Origin of the sequence: Psychrobacter sp. C 20.9 (assembly GCF_001921765.1) — a bacterium.
Classification (GTDB): Bacteria; Pseudomonadota; Gammaproteobacteria; order Pseudomonadales; family Moraxellaceae; genus Psychrobacter; species Psychrobacter piscatorii_B.
The window spans coordinates 19,686-35,614 of the sequence record NZ_MRYC01000002.1 but is presented as its reverse complement, the minus strand read 5'-3'; the positions used below and the strand labels follow the sequence as shown (position 1 = coordinate 35,614).

The following is a 15,929-nucleotide window of genomic DNA, read 5'->3' as shown; positions in this document are numbered from 1 at the left end:
CGCCACCCAATAACATGAATATAAGCAACATTACGTATTGATAGCATTTATACCGTTTCGGTTACACAATGCAGCTTTTATACACGATTTGTTTTGGCGCATAATTATTTGAGTTTTTAGTGCATCGTAATTTTTATATTAGGTGATATTACCCACATAATATCGATGTAAATTTATACTGAAGCACTTTTACTCAAAATAATGATGGTCTGATTATAGACACCGACTATCGTCAGTACTGATACCCTCGTTATTTGGCATACTTTTTGGTGTCATTTAGCGGGGGTTTTGCTTGTTTAGATGTTAATTATTGCTGTTTTACTTATTGCTGCTTTTTTTTATTGATACTGTTAAGGAGTCTATTATGACCATGAAATCTTATGCACCATCAGCACTAACCACCACGGTATCTGCAATACTCGCAGGTATGGTGCTTGCATCCTCAGCCCATGCCGCTCCTGAGATTGCGATTAGCTCATCTGCTGGTGGTAGCACGACGGTAGTTGAACAATATTCTAATGGGCAAACAGCCACTATTACTGCGACACCTAACGGTATCACCATGCAAGATGGCATGCCTTATGCCGTGACTCAAGTGACGACTGTGCCGCGCTATGTCGTTCGCCAATCTCCTGTTGTTCAAGGCAGCACGACTGTCACAAGCGTACCTGTAACCAATCGAGTGACCAACAATGTCACTAAAGTGGATGTCATCACTACGCCAGTTAGCACTGTGACACAAGCCCTGCCTGTCACTACCGCTACTCCGTTACCTGTGATGAATGCGCCAGCGACAACCGTCATCACTAACCAGCCTGTCGCCAATCAAATCACTACGACCACGTTAGATACCTTGCAATTGACCCCGACTTTTAGCACTCCGGGTGTCGTCAATGCAAACACCAAGGTCATGAAAATCATGAAGAATAGTGCTGGACGTGAAGTTGCGGTGCCTGCCAACCATATCGCCCCTGGTGATGTCATTGAGTATCACACCACCTACACCAACACCACGGCACAGCCAGTTAATGACATCAATGCTATGGTTTCATTGCCGAGCGGCGTCCAGCTGGTATCGTTAAATAGCCCATTACCAACGTTTGCCACCACTGGCGGTGACACTTATAAAACCATTCAGCAAGTTGGCAATACCGTTGTTGTGCAAGAAAACTACTCTGGCCTAAAATGGAACTTAGCAAATCTTAATGCCAATGGCAATCAAACCGTCGTGATACGTGCCAAGGTTCAATAAATGACTCGTTCACTACAAATACACGTCTTTAACAGTATCATGTTGCAAAGGGTCTTGAATATTCAAGGCCTTTTTTAATGTGTGTCATATCGAGTAGCACGTATGCTCGCTCACAACCTCTTGATGGATACGACACTATTTGTCGTGTTATTTTTTAAATTTTCTTATAAATACAATGACTTAACACATATTTTGGTAAAATAGTTACTCATTAATTAATTGGTAATAACCGACTTATGGCAAGCATCAATTATGAAAGATTACAGGGCAAGCTCAATATTTTGGCCGACGCTGCCAAATATGATGTCTCCTGCTCATCCTCCGCTGGTACTCGCAAAAACCAAGGCGGCGCTCTAGGCGATGCCTCAAGAAGTGGTATCTGTCACAGCTATACCGAAGATGGTCGCTGTGTCAGTCTGCTAAAAATTCTTTTGACCAACCATTGCATCTATGACTGCGCGTACTGCACCTCGCGTAAAAGCAACGACACGCCGCGCGCGGCTTTTACGGTTGAAGAAGTCGTCGATTTGACCATGCAATTCTACCGCCGCAACTATATCGAAGGGCTGTTTCTCAGCTCTGGTATCTTCAAAAGTGGCGACTATACGATGGAGCGACTGGTCGAAGTGGCAAAGATACTGCGTACTCGCGAGCGTTTCAATGGTTATATTCATCTAAAAACCATTCCTGGCGCTTCAAAAGAGCTATTGTTAGAGGCAGGACTATATGCAGACCGTCTGAGCGTCAACATCGAAATTCCAACCAAATCAGGATTGGCTTTGCTCGCGCCAGAAAAATCACACGATCAATTAAAAGCGCCGATGGAAACAGTAAAAGAGGAAATCATCACCATCCGTGAGAGCCGCAAAACTCATAAAAAAGCGCCTAAATTTACGCCCGCCGGTCAGACCAGTCAAATGATCGTCGGTGCTAGCAACGAGACTGACTTACAGGTGATTCAATTATCAAGTCACTTTTATAAAACCTACGATCTAAAACGCGTCTATTACTCAGGCTATGTACCGATGCTCTCTGATAATCGCTTGCCAGCGATTGGGACCCCTGTGCCGATGGTACGTGAGAACCGTCTATATCAAGCAGATTGGTTAATGCGTTTTTATGGGTTTGGTGCGCATGAAATTGTGGAGCCAGAATCGCCATTTTTGGACTTAGACTGCGACCCAAAACTGGCGTGGGCGATACGCCATCGTGAGCATTTTCCCGTCAATATTCAGACAGCTACTTATGAGATGATCGTGCGTATCCCTGGCATCGGTACCAAGACTGCCAAAAAAATCATCAAAGCACGCAAATTTAACCAGTTGACGCTCTATCATCTAAAAAAGATGGGAGCCGCGGTCAACCGTGCCAAGTATTTTATCGCAACCACTGGCAAAAACGAGCACCTTGCCCATTTGACACGCGATAACTTCCGCCAGTACGTACTGGCGCAAACGCAGACCAAGTTTAAAGATCAACGTAGCGGACAGCTAGCGTTGTTTTAAATTTGGCATTGTCGTAAATATAAATCAATCTAAAATCAATAAAATAAAAAGGTAGCGCTACTGGTGATATTTTTTGCAGCCTCTGTCATGCGATGCGAACAGCACGCAAGAAAAATATCCAACAGTAGCATTTGACAATACTTACATAGATTTTATGACGAGCCAAAATACATTTCACATCGTTTCAGGATAAACCATGTCAGCACTTGCGCAAAACGACAATTATACTATCGGTCAGTTAACGCCCAGCGTTGTGCTGTATGAGCCAAGCTTTGAGGGCTGGCTCAGCGCGGTGTTTTATGTCTATGCCAATCGATTGCAAGATGACGCCTCACTCAAACTCACCGCTCAAGACTGTTATATACCCTCCTTGATTGCGCAAGCGACTGGTGTTGCAACCAATGAAGACCATGCAGAGCGGGTACTGGTAAAGCTCAATAGTTTGCTTGGTCGCTCAGGTATGCGCAATATTTTGTGGGGGTTTTTGTCAGAAAAGGACGATATCGGCACCACTTTGTTTCGTGTGGTTAAGTATGCCATTGACTACCCTAGCCGTTACATTATGCAAGATCTTGGTCACTTGGATGTGTTAGAGCTGGTACAGACGGTCAAATCCGTCGGCCGTGAAAAGCATCGCATGGAGGCCTTTGTACGTTTTGAGCACACGACCGATGATATTTATTTTGCACGGGTCGAGCCTGATTTTAATGTCTTGCCACTAATCGGAGAGCATTTCCGTCAGCGTTATCAAGATCAGCACTGGGCGATTTATGATCTGACACGCGGCTACGGCGTTTATTATGATAAAAGTAATAGCACGCCTACTCGTCCTGCACCCCTGCAAACCATCACCGACCTCGATGATGCGGTACTACGCAATCCTGCCAGCATTCATAGCCCTGATGAGCAGCGTTATCAAAAGTTTTGGCAAGGCTACTTTACCAACGTCAATATCAAGGAGCGCAAAAATCCTAAGCTACACAGGCAATATCTACCGCAGCGATATTGGAAATACTTAAGCGAAAAACAAGTGTTGCCCAATGCTGAGCATCTACAAAAGCGCCGCTAAAGATTTTAGGCATTTTTGCCAACGCAATCATGATTATAATGTGGCAAAAAGCCACATATCTGACGCCATCTTTTTATCTTGATGGTTGAGTTTTATGCGCTTTTAACTGACAATAGCAGCTTGATCCTCCTAACCTGTGACCTATGTTATTATGAAAGTGATGCGCCTACTGTCGTCTTTGAAGCATGATGAATCCGAGCGCGGTATTTTTCATCTTGGGCGCGCACTGGTCAAAAACGGGCATACCTCGATCATTGTTTCTAGCGCTGATGAGAGCAATGACTTGGTCAGACGGCTGAAGCGTGATGGCAATCACTATCATCAAGTCCACATGAACAAAAAATCGTGGCTGTCATTGCTGCAAGTCTCAGCACTGCGGCATTTGATTGAGAAGTATGAGCCTGATGTCATTCATGTACATTCGCGCACCCCTGCATGGATATTGCATTTAGCATTGCGCCGTGCGCGCGTGAAACGTTTCCCAAAGCTGGTCTCAACCATGTATGGCTTTTATCCCATCAATAAATACTCTCAAGCATTGCTCAATGTCGATACAATTATCACTGTATCTGATAGCGTCACCCAATACCTAAAAAAAGGCCTACGCCGTGAAGAAGTCGATCCGAAAATCATCACGCGTATCTACCGCGGCATCGATACTCGGCGCTATCCTTATCGGCACAATCCATCGGTCTATTGGTTGCGTCATACCTTTGCGGAATATCCTGAGCTTGAGCACAAGAAGTGGCTCGTATTTCCAACGGTCATTGGCAATGAGTATGGTCAAGAGTGGCTGATTGATATCTTGGGCAATCTACAAGAGCAATTTCCCAATATTCATGTCATCATTATGGACGATGATTATAAAGATGGTGATGTCGCTCATGAAGACTTTCGTCAACGTACTCACAGTCTGGGGTTGGCTGAGCGCATTACTTATGTGGGTAGCAAGCGTAATGACATGCGTGAATGGCTCTCAGCGGCCAATATCGTTATGGCACTTGCCAATGAGCCAGAATCGATCGGCATTAATGCCCTGCAAGCGATTCATTTGGGCACACCTGTCATTGGCTGGGATAAAGCCGCCTTTAGCGAAATCTTACAACCGCTCTATCCGCAAGGTTTGGTAAAAGAACACAATGCCAACTCGTTATGTAAAGCGGTGCGCAATCAATTAGAAAGTGTGACGCGACCTGAGATGACCAACAAATTCACCATGCGTGAGATGATCGAAAAGACAATCGCGGTATACCAAGGATTGTACGATACTGCGCTGGCAGAAGAACAGGCTGAGGCCGATGCGCTCGCCGTACGAAGAATCAAAAGAAGCCTTAAAAAAACCTATAAACCTGCCTTTGGTGCGGCGGTCAAACATGTCGAACCCATCCCCAAACGCCCAAAAGTCAAATTGATCAAAGAAAAAGCAAGAAAAGCGGAATCGCCAGAAATAGAAGATGAAATAAAAGTAGAAGAAACAACAAAAGTAGATATCAAATCAGAAGCACCTGACGCTGATCAAAAGTCATAAGCTGACTGCCTACCTCTATCTGTGCAGGAGCCAATCTCAGTCATGATGAGATATATTAAGCAAAAAAATGCCATTTCCAGCAATGGAAGTGGCATTTTCAATCTGTATTAAGATGAGTATTCAGTTTAAAGTTACAGAACACGAGCCTAATAAGTCATTGGTGTATGTGCACTTTGAAAAAATCTTTCCGCAGCATCAAGTAATCGGCGTACGCATCCGCGAGATTGTCTATGGCGGCGGCAATATCCACTGTATCACTCAGCAACAACCTGTGACCAAATCGTCACTCTAAAGCGTGCCGCTTGGTATAGGATGAACCATAATAAAGCATACTTAGCAGTAAGCAAAAGTATACTTATAAGAAGACGAATATAAATGGATATCAAATCCAATAACACATCAAAAACAAGGACAGCGCTATGAGCGATTATCAAATCAACAATCCAGCCACTGGCGAACTAGAAGCCACTTACCCTACCGCCACTGAACAAGACATCCAGCAAGTCATCGAGCAGGCTGACAACGCCTATCAAGACTGGCGTCAAGTCTCATTGAGTGAGCGCAGTGCACTACTGCATAAAATTGCCGATAGCTATCTGGAACGTCAAGACGAGCTGGCTCGTATCGTGGCGGGTGAGATGGGTAAACCCGTTGCACAAGCCAAGGGTGAAATCGGTCTGGTCGCTGAGATCTATCGTTACTATGCAGACAATGCTGAGCAGCTACTCGCGCCGAATACCATTGACGTTGACTCAGGATCAGCTTCGGTAGAAAAACGTCCTGTTGGCGTTCTACTCGGTATCATGCCGTGGAATTATCCGCATTATCAAGTGGCACGTTTTGTCGCGCCAAACTTTATGGCAGGTAATACTATTATCTTAAAGCACGCGCCTCAATGCCCTAAGACTGCAGAAGTTATCGCTGATATGTTCAAAGAGGTCGGCGTACCTGAAGGTGTTTATAACAATATCTTTGCCACCAACGAGCAGGCAGCGACTATTATTCATGACAAGCGTGTACAAGGTATCTCACTCACTGGCTCTGAGCGCGCTGGACAAGCCGTTGCCAAAGAAGCAGGCGGCGCACTCAAAAAAGTCGTGTTGGAGCTTGGCGGCTCCGATGCCTTTATCGTTGCAGCAGATGCCGATATCAAACAAGCGATAAAAGGCGCGATCTCTGGTCGTTTTGGTAATGCCGGCCAAGCCTGTAACGCCGCCAAACGCCTAATCGTGCTTGAGTCTGTCTATGACAAGTTCGTTGAGGGCTTTACCGATGCTGTACGTGGTATGACATTGGCCGATCCTCTTGATGAAAAAACCTTTATCGGCCCAATGTCTTCAAAGGCTGCCGCGGTCAATCTGCAAGCGCAGTTAGATAGTGCCGTTGAAGCAGGCGCGACGGTCCTAGTAGAAGGTGGACTGCTCAAAGATAAGCCTGGTGCATGGTTCAAACCTGCGGTACTAACAGATGTCACTGAATCAATGGATGTCTACCGTGAAGAGTTGTTTGGTCCTGTCGCCGTCGTCTACAAGGCTCGTGATGTCGATCACGCTATCAAGATTGCTAATGATGTGCCTTTTGGTCTTGGTGCTTCTATCCAAACGCAAGATGCTGCCCTAGCTGCTGATATTGCTGATAAATTAGAAGTAGGCATGGTCACTATCAACGCGCCGTCTGGTACGGAAGCAAACACACCGTTTGGCGGCGTTAAACGTTCAGGATTTGGTCGCGAGCTTGGTACGCTTGGTATCACTGAGTTCTTAAACTATAAGCTTATCCGTGATAAGTCTTAATCGTATAAGCACTTGATTGTATGCACTAAAAAAGCCTAACGTTTGACGTTAGGCTTTTTAAGGTGGTTAACTGACTAAAATGAGACTATTATTTATATGGATTTTCTTTTAACCATTGTTGATTAACAATTTTGAGCTCATGCAGCTCATGATCCATAATCTCTTTACTCTTACCAGGGTTTTTCATTGACGCATAGCCATACATTGCGCCGCCAAGAACCGTCCAGCCAAGGAAAATCCACCACTCGATAGGAACCAATGCCGACGGCATACCTGGCAGATAAAGCGCCAACATACCAAGGCTGAGTATGATTGTGATGACACCAACCAATTTACCTGCTGGTACTCTAAATGGACGTATCATATTAGGCTCACGGTAGCGTAGCACTAAAAATGACAATGCAACACAAGTATAAGCGATAACGATACCAAAGCCGCCCGCATCAACAATCCACACGAGCATTTTGCGACCAAATAATGGCGCTAGTGTTGCAAGGCCACCGATCAACAAGATCGCATTGACTGGGGTGTTGTATTTAGGATGTAGCTTGCACAAGAACTGTGGCAACATGTGCGTTTTACCCATGGCGTATAGCAGACGGCTACCACCGATAAGAAATGCATTCCAGCTTGATAAAATACCCAGTACACCGCCGATAACCAGCAGCGTACCTGCCCATTTACCATTCCAAGCGTTGGTCATTGCATCAGCGGTTGCCAATGTCGAATCTTGCGCTTGTAATAATGGCAAGGTTTTGCCCACACTCCAAGCGACAGCCACGTACCAAAGCACGGCAATGATAATAGAGACAATCAAAAATTTGCCGATATTTGGACGCGTCAGATTGATCTCTTCTGCGGCCTGCGGAATCACATCGAAGCCGACAAATAAGAACGGTACCATTACCATCACCGTCATGATGCCGCCCATACCACCGATAAAGTTTGGTGCTTGTACTGAGTTGGAGGTTTCAGGATTGAATAATAACGCACCAACGAATAGTAAGATACCGACGCAGAAAATACCGACAACGGCCAACTTTTGGAACCATGCACTGACTTCCATACCGCGTATATTGAGCCAGGTGACAATGATGGAGCCAAGCATACCGACAGCTACCCACGTGGCATAAACATCCCAGCCTGCAATATTCCAAAGATAGCCTTGACTATAATTGGGAATGACATATTCGACAACGGTTGGCAGTGCCACCGCCTCAAACGCCACGACGGAAAAATAACCAAATAAAATACTCCATGAGCAGATAAAGGATATATTTACCCCCAGTGCACGGTGTGTATAAGTGTGCTCGCCTCCTGTGATAGGCATGGATGCCGCCAATTCAGCATACGTTACACCAATCAAAACCACCACAAGACCGCCAATCAAGAATGCACTGATTGCGCCCCAGATGCCTGCCGAGATAATCCAACCACCCGCCAGCACGACCCAGCCCCAACCAACCATTGCGCCGAATGCCAGCGCAATGATATCGAACACACCTAACGTTTTCTTTAATTCAGACATAACCTACTCCTTGTCTGTGTGTCATCCGTGTGAACCTTTTATGGTTACACTATTTCTGTTTAATGAGATATCACTCATCATATTTACTATATATCGTTTCCGCCAAAGAAAGCCGATTGCTCGTTGTTTGATATTCACATAGCAAAAACGGCGCTTTGACTTGCAAGGCACCGTTTAAAATCACACTCCATGTGAGTGTCATAAGGGCAACCTTGCCGTTATCTTCACTATAACTTTTCAATCAAAATCAATGTTTGATTAGAAGCGATCCATCGCTAAATTTTATGACACTCGATAACTATTAAGCTGCAAGGATACCTTTAATGATATCAAGACCTTCTTGTAGCACCTCGTCTTCAACCGTTAATGGCACCATCACACGAATAGCATTGCCATACATACCACAAGACGCTAGTAGCAAGCCTTGCTCAAATGCTTTTGCTTTTAAGTTGGCTGCTGCTGCTGCATCAGGTTTGCCTTCGCTATCGATTAGCTCAAACGCTAGCATCGCCCCTTTATAACGGATATGACCGATGCTGCTTAGGTTCAAGCCTTTTAAGAACGACGCGATGGTATCGCCAATCTCGACACTACGCTCCAGTAAGTTTTCTTCTTCGATCACTTCCATGACAGCAAGCGCAGCCACACAGGCGAGCGGGTTACCAGAGTAAGTGCCACCTAAGCCGCCGACTTGCGGCGCATCCATGATATCAGCACGGCCGATGACCGCAGAGATAGGATAACCACCCGCCAAGCTCTTTGCAGCAGTCATCAAATCAGGCTCAACACCTAACTGTTCAGTGGCGAACAATGTCCCTGTACGCGCAAAACCACACTGTACTTCGTCAAAAATAAGCACGATGCCATGCTCATCACAGATCTCGCGTAGTGCTTTGGCAAATGATGGCGTTACCTGATGGAAACCACCCTCGCCTTGGACTGGCTCAACAATCATCGCCGCCACTTCACTCGGATCGATATCTGCTTGGAAGATCATATCAAGGCTGTGTAGCGCTTGTGCTTCGGTCACATTCAGCTCTTCTGCAGGGAACAATGCATGGAACACAGGTCCTGGCATTGGGCCGAAGTTCTTTTTGTATGGGAGTACTTTGCCTGTTAGGCTCATACACATCATGGTGCGACCATGCCAGCCACCAACAAAAGAGATCACACCTGGACGACGGGTTTTAGCACGTGCAATCTTGATGCAGTTTTCTACCGCTTCTGCGCCAGTGGTCAAAAAGAACGCTTTTTTATCACCGCTGATCGGTGCTTTTTCACACAGCTTTTCTGCCAAATCCACATAGCACTCATAGTTGATCATTTGCGCCGCAGTGTGCGTAAATTTGTCGAGCTGCTCATGCACACGCTGAGTGATTTTTGGATGGCTGTGACCGGTGTTCAATACTGAGATACCACCGACAAAGTCGATATAACGCTTGCCTTCAATGTCCCAAATCTCTGAGTTCTTTGCTTTTTCTGCAAAGATAGGAAAGGCAACCCCAAGTCCTGTTGGTAAAACAGCTTTGCGGCGCTCAAGTAATGATTGATTGGTAGTCATGGGAATGTCCTTTTCTGTGTTCGTAACATAAATGCCATCTAGTGATTGGCGGTTCATTTGAGACTTAGTGATATCAAACGGTGCTTGTTTGAGATAAAACACCGTTCGATATCTAAAATGTTTCGTTAAGTTTTTTGTTAAACGAATGTTCTGCTAAATGCTAGCCGAGTTATTTATTAGCTGATGTCAGAACACCAGTATTTAGTCGTAATATAGTCTTCGATACCATATTTTGAACCTTCGCGACCAAAACCAGACTGCTTCACGCCGCCAAATGGGGCAACTTCTGTAGAAATCAAACCCGTGTTATGGCCGATCATGCCGTACTCTAACCCTTCAGTTACGCGCCATGAGCGTGCATAGTCACTACTATAGAAGTAAGCGGCCAAGCCATAAATGGTATCGTTGGCAGCACGAATCACTTCTGCTTCGTCTTTGAAGGTAAATATGGTCGCAATTGGTCCAAAGATTTCTTCAGAGGCGATATCCATATCACTGCTGATATCGGTAATAACGGTTGGGTTATACGTCAGCTCTGAGGCGTCATTGACACTACCGCCCGTGACCAATTTGGCACCTTTATCTAAGGCGTCTTTTAGCAGGGCTTGAACTTTATCTAATGCTTTTTTGTTGATAAGCGGGCCAATATCGACGCCTTCTTCTAAGCCGTTACCTACTTTTAGTTCAGCGACTTTTTTGACAAAGACGTCTAAGAATTCATCTTTGATGCTGTCTTGCACGTAGACACGGTTGGCGCACACACAGGTCTGACCCGCATTGCGGTATTTGGAAGCGATGAGACCTGCAGCGGCTTTCTCTAAATCTGCATCATCAAAAACGATAAATGGCGCGTTGCCACCCAGCTCGAGTGATAGCTTTTTAATAGTCGGCGCGCATTGCGCCATTAACGTACGACCGACTTCTGTAGAGCCGGTGAACGACAGCTTATGAATACGTGCATCGCCAGTTAAGATTTCACCAATGGTTGATGATTTGCCCGTTACAATCTGGAGCACGCCTGAAGGAATGCCCGCTTGCTCTGCCAAAGCGCCCAACGCCAAAGCTGAGAATGGCGTTTCGGTGGCTGGTTTGACGATAATTGTACAGCCTGCCGCCATCGCTGGAGCGACTTTGCGCGTGATCATCGCCGCTGGAAAGTTCCAAGGGGTGATGGCGGCACAAACACCGACGGGTTGCTTGAGCACAACATGACGTAATTGCGTACTATTGGCAGGAATGACATCACCGTAAACGCGCTTGCCTTCTTCGGCAAACCAGCGAATAAAGCTATTGGCATAACCGATTTCGCCGCGTGACTCAGTAAGCGGCTTACCTTGCTCAGCGGTCATGATGATCGCAAGATCTTCTTTATTGGCATCGATAAGATCGGCCCACTTTTGCAGCAGTTCTGCACGCTCTTTGGCGGTTTTTGCCGCCCAAGCAACTTGCGCTTCATGAGCATAGGCAACGGCGTCATTGACATCTTCTGTCGTAAGGCTTGGTACAGTACCAATGAGCTCGCCGTTAAAAGGATTGTCCACATCGAGGGTTTCATTGTCACTGGAGACATGCCAGCCGTCTTTAATGAAGCAAGATTGTTTGAGTAGGTCTGGATTTGATAACTGTAGCGTATTTGACATGTTGACGCTCCTTGTCATATAGAGTGTATGTTTATAAGAATGGATATAATGGTAACTATTAAATAATTATTGATAATTGTTTTTTTGTTCAATATACTGAACACGTATTCTATATACGAGACATCATTATAAGAACGATATGACGCGATTTGCAACCCTTAATCGCATTATTTTGATAATTACCTTGTACTTTTTCATTTTATTTCACTTTTATAGGTTACTTATGAGCTCGACTGCCGTGCCTGCACTAGACAAAACCTTTCAAATTTTGGACTTGATTACCGATAGCGCACAGCCGCTAACCGCCGCTCATATTGCCAAAGAACTTGGGCTTCCTCGCAGCTCTACGCATAATATTTTGCAAAGTTTGCTGACTAAGCATGTCATTTATAAAGATCCTGAAAGCCGCTTTTATTTGGGCTCATATCTAATGTATTGGGCTGGAAAATATGAGCAGCAGCAAGGCGTTGTACGATTATTCAAAGATTTGATTGTGCAATATCCAGTACTACTGCAACATACCGTGACGTTGTCAAAACTGGATTTGGGAGAAGTGGTGTTTTTGGCCTGCCATGAGTCGCCTGCTCCGCTTGGTTTTACCTTTCGGGCAGGCGTGCGCGTGCCTGCGGTATTTTCGGCAACAGGCAAAGCCATGCTCTCAACATTGTCGATGGATAGCATAAAATCATTGTATAAGGATAAGTTTCCGACACCTATGACCCAACATGGCGTCAAAAACTTTGCGGATTTATCCAACGAGCTTGCAGCGACTCAGGAAAGTCGATTGTCACTCGATGATGGACAGTTGCGTGATGGGATGTACTGCTTAGGTACTTATATTCGTAATGCGTCAGGCACGGCGGTCGCTGGCATGGCAGTGAGTTTTTTGCAAGGAGAGTATGAGGCTAAACGGGCTGAGGTCAGTGCAGTATTGATTGAGTTGGCCGAACAGATTGAGCGGCATTTAGGTTTTATAGCTGAATCATAATTGATTGCTTATGTGACGTAGTTGCAGGATTCATTATCATGAACGGCTAATATGGGCGCGATACCGATATCGGTGGCAGCGGTAACCTCTAAACCCAATGCTGCTGGTTCTTTTAACAATTCCACCATACGCTCTGGTATCTCTAAAGGCTCATGCATCTTGCCATAAGAAAAATAGGGCAACGGTCTATACAGACTTAGGTTTTCATGGCTATATATTTTCATGCTTAACATTCCTTGTTTTACACTACTTGTTTTACACTACTTGGTTTAGATTGTTTTGTTTAAAAATTCCATTTTTTAGTATTTATCACTGTAAAGATACTGTGGCAAGCATTGAACTAAACAATGCCGTCCGCCTTTAGCTTGTCGATTATCTCGCTGTCGTAGCCTAAATCAGCAAGCGTACTATCGGTATGCTCGCTCAAACGCGGTGGCGGTGTGCGATAGCTGACAGGTGATGCCGATAATTTGATGGGATTGCCAAGGGCGCGAACGGGGCTGCCTTGAGTCGCAAAATCTACAATCATCTCGCGAGCTGAGACTTGTGGCATCGCCAAAGCTTCGGCGACGTTATGAATCGCACCGCAAGGTACGCCCACCTGATCCAAAGCTGCAAGCCAGTAAGCACGTGGCTGTTTGGCAAATATTTTAGTCAGCTCAGCACAAAGCAGCCCACGATTGGCAACGCGATTAGGATTGGTCGCAAAACGTGCATCAGTATGCCAATCGACTGACAATACGTTGCACAGTTTGGCAAACTGATGGTCATTGCCGCAGGCCAAAATAAAGTGCGCCTCCCCTTTAGCCGCAAATACTTGATAAGGCACAATGTTGGGATGCTGATTGCCCAGTCTTGGTGGAATCTTATCTGATGCCAAATGATTCATGCCGACATTGGCCAGCATAGACAGCGCACTGTCGAGCAATGCGACATCCACGTGTTGACCAACGCCAGTATGTTGACGCGCCAATAGCGCCGCTTGGATACCAATCGTCAGCTGCAACCCTGCAAATAAATCAATCACTGCGACGCCAACTTTGTGTGGTTCGCCATCACTTGGTCCTGTGATACTCATCAACCCTGACAACCCTTGAATAATATAATCATAACCGGGACGCTTGGCATCTGGTCCTGTCTGCCCAAACCCTGTCAAAGACGCGTAAATCAGGCGCGGATTGTCTTGCTTGAGGCTGTCGTAATCTAAACCGTATTTTTTGAGACCACCGACTTTGAAATTCTCTACCAAAATATCACTGTCAGCGATGAGCTGTTTGATTATGGTCTGCCCTGCTGGCGTGGTGATGTCTACCGTGAGCGATTTTTTGTTGCGATTGATGGTAGCGTAATAAGCGGAGGTGTCATCGCTGAATGTTGGCGGTGCCCAGTGGCGCGTTTCATCACCGATATGTGGACGCTCAACTTTGATGACGTCTGCGCCCAGATCGGCGAGCACTTGCGTACAAGAGGGACCTGCCAACACTCTTGATAAATCGAGCACCTTGATACCATGCAATGCACCTTTTGGTATATCCGTCATATCAGTTATATCTGCCATGAAATTCCCTTACTCTGTGGCGTATTCTTCGATTTTCTGATTAGAAAATTGCTATTCATCATTTAGTTTTTTGCGTTGTTTAATGACACACTGTTAAATAAATGGTGAGTAACAACTGAAAAACGTACGCCACTGTCGATACTCTTTACAAAAAGCCAAGCAGTAACGTACGTCATGAAGTACAACTTTGTTAAATATTCTTAGCTAAAAATATTTAAAAGAACGCTTGAATACCTGTCTGTGCACGGCCTAAGATAAGCGCATGAATATCATGCGTGCCCTCGTAAGTATTGACGGCTTCCAAGTTCATCACGTGACGGATGATGTGGAACTCATCAGAGATACCATTACCACCATGCATATCGCGGGCAATACGAGCGATATCGAGCGCTTTACCGCAGTTGTTACGCTTAATCATGGAGATCATCTCAGGTGCAGCGTTGTCTTCATCCATCAAACGACCGACACGTAGCGCGGCCTGTAGACCTAAGCTGATTTCGGTTTGCATATTGGCAAGCTTTAACTGTACCAGCTGCGTTGCCGCTAGTGGACGACCAAACTGCTTACGATCAAGCGTGTATTGACGAGCTGCTTTCCAGCAGAATTCAGCCGCACCCATCGAGCCCCAAGCGATACCATAACGGGCTTTGTTCAAGCAGCCAAATGGCCCTTTTAGACCACGGATATCTGGGAAAGCATTGGCTTCAGGAACAAACACTTTGTCCATGACGATCTCGCCAGTGACTGACGCACGTAATGAGAACTTGCCTTCGATTTTCGGCGCAGATAGGCCTTTCATGCCTTTTTCTAAGACAAAACCACGAATCTCGCCTGCATCATCTTTTGCCCAGACCACAAACACATCCGCGATAGGACTGTTGGTAATCCACATTTTATTGCCCGTCAGCTCATAACCACCATCAACGGCACGCGCACGTGTCGACATTGAGGCAGGATCAGAACCCGAATCAGGCTCAGTCAGACCAAAGCAGCCGACGTACTCACCTGTAGCAAGCTTTGGCAGATACTTTTCTCTTTGCTCTTCTGTTCCATACGCCCAGATCGGATGCATCACTAGGCTTGACTGCACACTCATCGCTGAGCGGTAGCCTGAGTCGACCGCTTCCACTTCCTTGGCAATCAGACCGTAAGCGACACTGGACAAACCCGCACAACCGTAACCTTCGATGGTCACGCCAAGCAGACCCATCTCACCCATTTGACGCATGATATTACGATCAAAATGCTCATTGCGATTGGCATTGATAATACCGGGCATCAATTCCTTTTGAAAAAATTGACGGGCACTGTCAGTGACCATACGCTCTTCTTCAGTAAGCTGGTCGCGTAATAAGAAAGGATCTTCCCAATCAAAGCGTGGGCTGGTAGATGTTGCCATGTGTCTCTCCTTGATATCAGTCATCCTGACTGACGAATAGTGGTTGATACATCATTTGGTTTAACAAGTTATTGACTTTGTCATTCCGCTGTGCGAAACTTAGTTTCA

12 protein-coding genes and 1 pseudogene are annotated in these 15,929 nt (G+C 45.7%); 7 read left to right on the top strand and 6 right to left on the bottom strand.

The features are described from left to right. The first annotated feature begins 364 nt into the window (after positions 1-364). The 6 genes and pseudogenes from BTW00_RS01615 to BTW00_RS01590 all read left to right on the top strand — a co-directional run bounded on the left by BTW00_RS01615 (position 365) and on the right by BTW00_RS01590 (position 7,147). Positions 365-1,252 (top strand): hypothetical protein, encoded by an 888-nt coding sequence (locus tag BTW00_RS01615; RefSeq protein WP_075105936.1) that lies wholly within the window; start codon positions 365-367, stop codon positions 1,250-1,252. A gap of 236 nt (positions 1,253-1,488) precedes the next feature. Further along, positions 1,489-2,757: a putative DNA modification/repair radical SAM protein gene (locus BTW00_RS01610; protein WP_075105935.1), complete on the top strand. Its 1,269-nt coding sequence runs from the start codon at positions 1,489-1,491 to the stop codon at positions 2,755-2,757. Positions 2,758-2,953: 196 nt separating this feature from the next. Further along, positions 2,954-3,826 carry a TIGR03915 family putative DNA repair protein gene (locus tag BTW00_RS01605; RefSeq protein ID WP_075105934.1) on the top strand — a complete coding sequence of 291 codons (873 nt, stop codon included), beginning with the start codon at positions 2,954-2,956 and terminating at the stop codon, positions 3,824-3,826. Positions 3,827-3,977: 151 nt separating this feature from the next. Further along, on the top strand, positions 3,978-5,354 hold the full coding sequence (locus BTW00_RS01600; RefSeq protein WP_083603525.1) for a glycosyltransferase: 1,377 nt from the start codon (positions 3,978-3,980) through the stop codon (positions 5,352-5,354). A gap of 163 nt (positions 5,355-5,517) precedes the next feature. After that, positions 5,518-5,646, top strand: a pseudogene (locus BTW00_RS13880) (agmatine deiminase family protein); the annotation flags it as partial. A gap of 127 nt (positions 5,647-5,773) precedes the next feature. Further along, complete coding sequence (locus BTW00_RS01590) at positions 5,774-7,147, top strand: NAD-dependent succinate-semialdehyde dehydrogenase (protein ID WP_075105933.1); 1,374 nt, start codon at positions 5,774-5,776, stop codon at positions 7,145-7,147. A gap of 88 nt (positions 7,148-7,235) precedes the next feature. Here BTW00_RS01590 and BTW00_RS01585 read toward each other — a convergent pair whose 3' ends face one another. From BTW00_RS01585 to BTW00_RS01575, 3 genes are all read right to left on the bottom strand, one after another. Beyond that, complete coding sequence (locus BTW00_RS01585) at positions 7,236-8,675, bottom strand: APC family permease (RefSeq protein WP_075105932.1); 1,440 nt, start codon at positions 8,673-8,675, stop codon at positions 7,236-7,238. Between the two features lie 301 nt (positions 8,676-8,976). Next, positions 8,977-10,236, bottom strand: a complete 1,260-nt coding sequence (gene gabT, locus BTW00_RS01580) for a 4-aminobutyrate--2-oxoglutarate transaminase (protein ID WP_075105931.1) — start codon at positions 10,234-10,236, stop codon at positions 8,977-8,979. A gap of 176 nt (positions 10,237-10,412) precedes the next feature. After that, positions 10,413-11,876, bottom strand: coding sequence for an NAD-dependent succinate-semialdehyde dehydrogenase (locus tag BTW00_RS01575; RefSeq protein WP_143506471.1), 1,464 nt, complete (start codon positions 11,874-11,876; stop codon positions 10,413-10,415). A 223-nt stretch (positions 11,877-12,099) separates the two neighbouring features. On the opposite strand from BTW00_RS01575, the gene BTW00_RS01570 reads away from it, so the two are divergent. Then, positions 12,100-12,864, top strand: a complete 765-nt coding sequence (locus BTW00_RS01570; RefSeq protein ID WP_075105929.1) for an IclR family transcriptional regulator — start codon at positions 12,100-12,102, stop codon at positions 12,862-12,864. Between the two features lie 8 nt (positions 12,865-12,872). Here BTW00_RS01570 and BTW00_RS01565 read toward each other — a convergent pair whose 3' ends face one another. The 3 genes from BTW00_RS01565 to BTW00_RS01555 form a co-directional block, all read right to left on the bottom strand. Continuing rightward, positions 12,873-13,088 (bottom strand): hypothetical protein, encoded by a 216-nt coding sequence (locus tag BTW00_RS01565; RefSeq protein ID WP_075105928.1) that lies wholly within the window; start codon positions 13,086-13,088, stop codon positions 12,873-12,875. Positions 13,089-13,204: 116 nt separating this feature from the next. Beyond that, a complete protein-coding gene (locus BTW00_RS01560) occupies positions 13,205-14,422 on the bottom strand; it encodes a CaiB/BaiF CoA-transferase family protein (RefSeq protein ID WP_075105927.1) in 1,218 nt (405 codons plus the stop codon). Between the two features lie 214 nt (positions 14,423-14,636). Then, on the bottom strand, positions 14,637-15,821 hold the full coding sequence (locus BTW00_RS01555; protein WP_075105926.1) for an acyl-CoA dehydrogenase: 1,185 nt from the start codon (positions 15,819-15,821) through the stop codon (positions 14,637-14,639). Positions 15,822-15,929: the final 108 nt, after the last annotated feature.

Coding starts and splice junctions, on each gene's coding strand:
- BTW00_RS01615 (WP_075105936.1), top strand. CDS start 365: ATGACCATGAAATCTTATGCACCATCAGCACTAACCACCACGGTATCT.
- BTW00_RS01610 (WP_075105935.1), top strand. CDS start 1,489: ATGGCAAGCATCAATTATGAAAGATTACAGGGCAAGCTCAATATTTTG.
- BTW00_RS01605 (WP_075105934.1), top strand. CDS start 2,954: ATGTCAGCACTTGCGCAAAACGACAATTATACTATCGGTCAGTTAACG.
- BTW00_RS01600 (WP_083603525.1), top strand. CDS start 3,978: ATGAAAGTGATGCGCCTACTGTCGTCTTTGAAGCATGATGAATCCGAG.
- BTW00_RS01590 (WP_075105933.1), top strand. CDS start 5,774: ATGAGCGATTATCAAATCAACAATCCAGCCACTGGCGAACTAGAAGCC.
- BTW00_RS01585 (WP_075105932.1), bottom strand. CDS start 8,675: ATGTCTGAATTAAAGAAAACGTTAGGTGTGTTCGATATCATTGCGCTG.
- gabT (WP_075105931.1), bottom strand. CDS start 10,236: ATGACTACCAATCAATCATTACTTGAGCGCCGCAAAGCTGTTTTACCA.
- BTW00_RS01575 (WP_143506471.1), bottom strand. CDS start 11,876: ATGTCAAATACGCTACAGTTATCAAATCCAGACCTACTCAAACAATCT.
- BTW00_RS01570 (WP_075105929.1), top strand. CDS start 12,100: ATGAGCTCGACTGCCGTGCCTGCACTAGACAAAACCTTTCAAATTTTG.
- BTW00_RS01565 (WP_075105928.1), bottom strand. CDS start 13,088: ATGAAAATATATAGCCATGAAAACCTAAGTCTGTATAGACCGTTGCCC.
- BTW00_RS01560 (WP_075105927.1), bottom strand. CDS start 14,422: ATGGCAGATATAACTGATATGACGGATATACCAAAAGGTGCATTGCAT.
- BTW00_RS01555 (WP_075105926.1), bottom strand. CDS start 15,821: ATGGCAACATCTACCAGCCCACGCTTTGATTGGGAAGATCCTTTCTTA.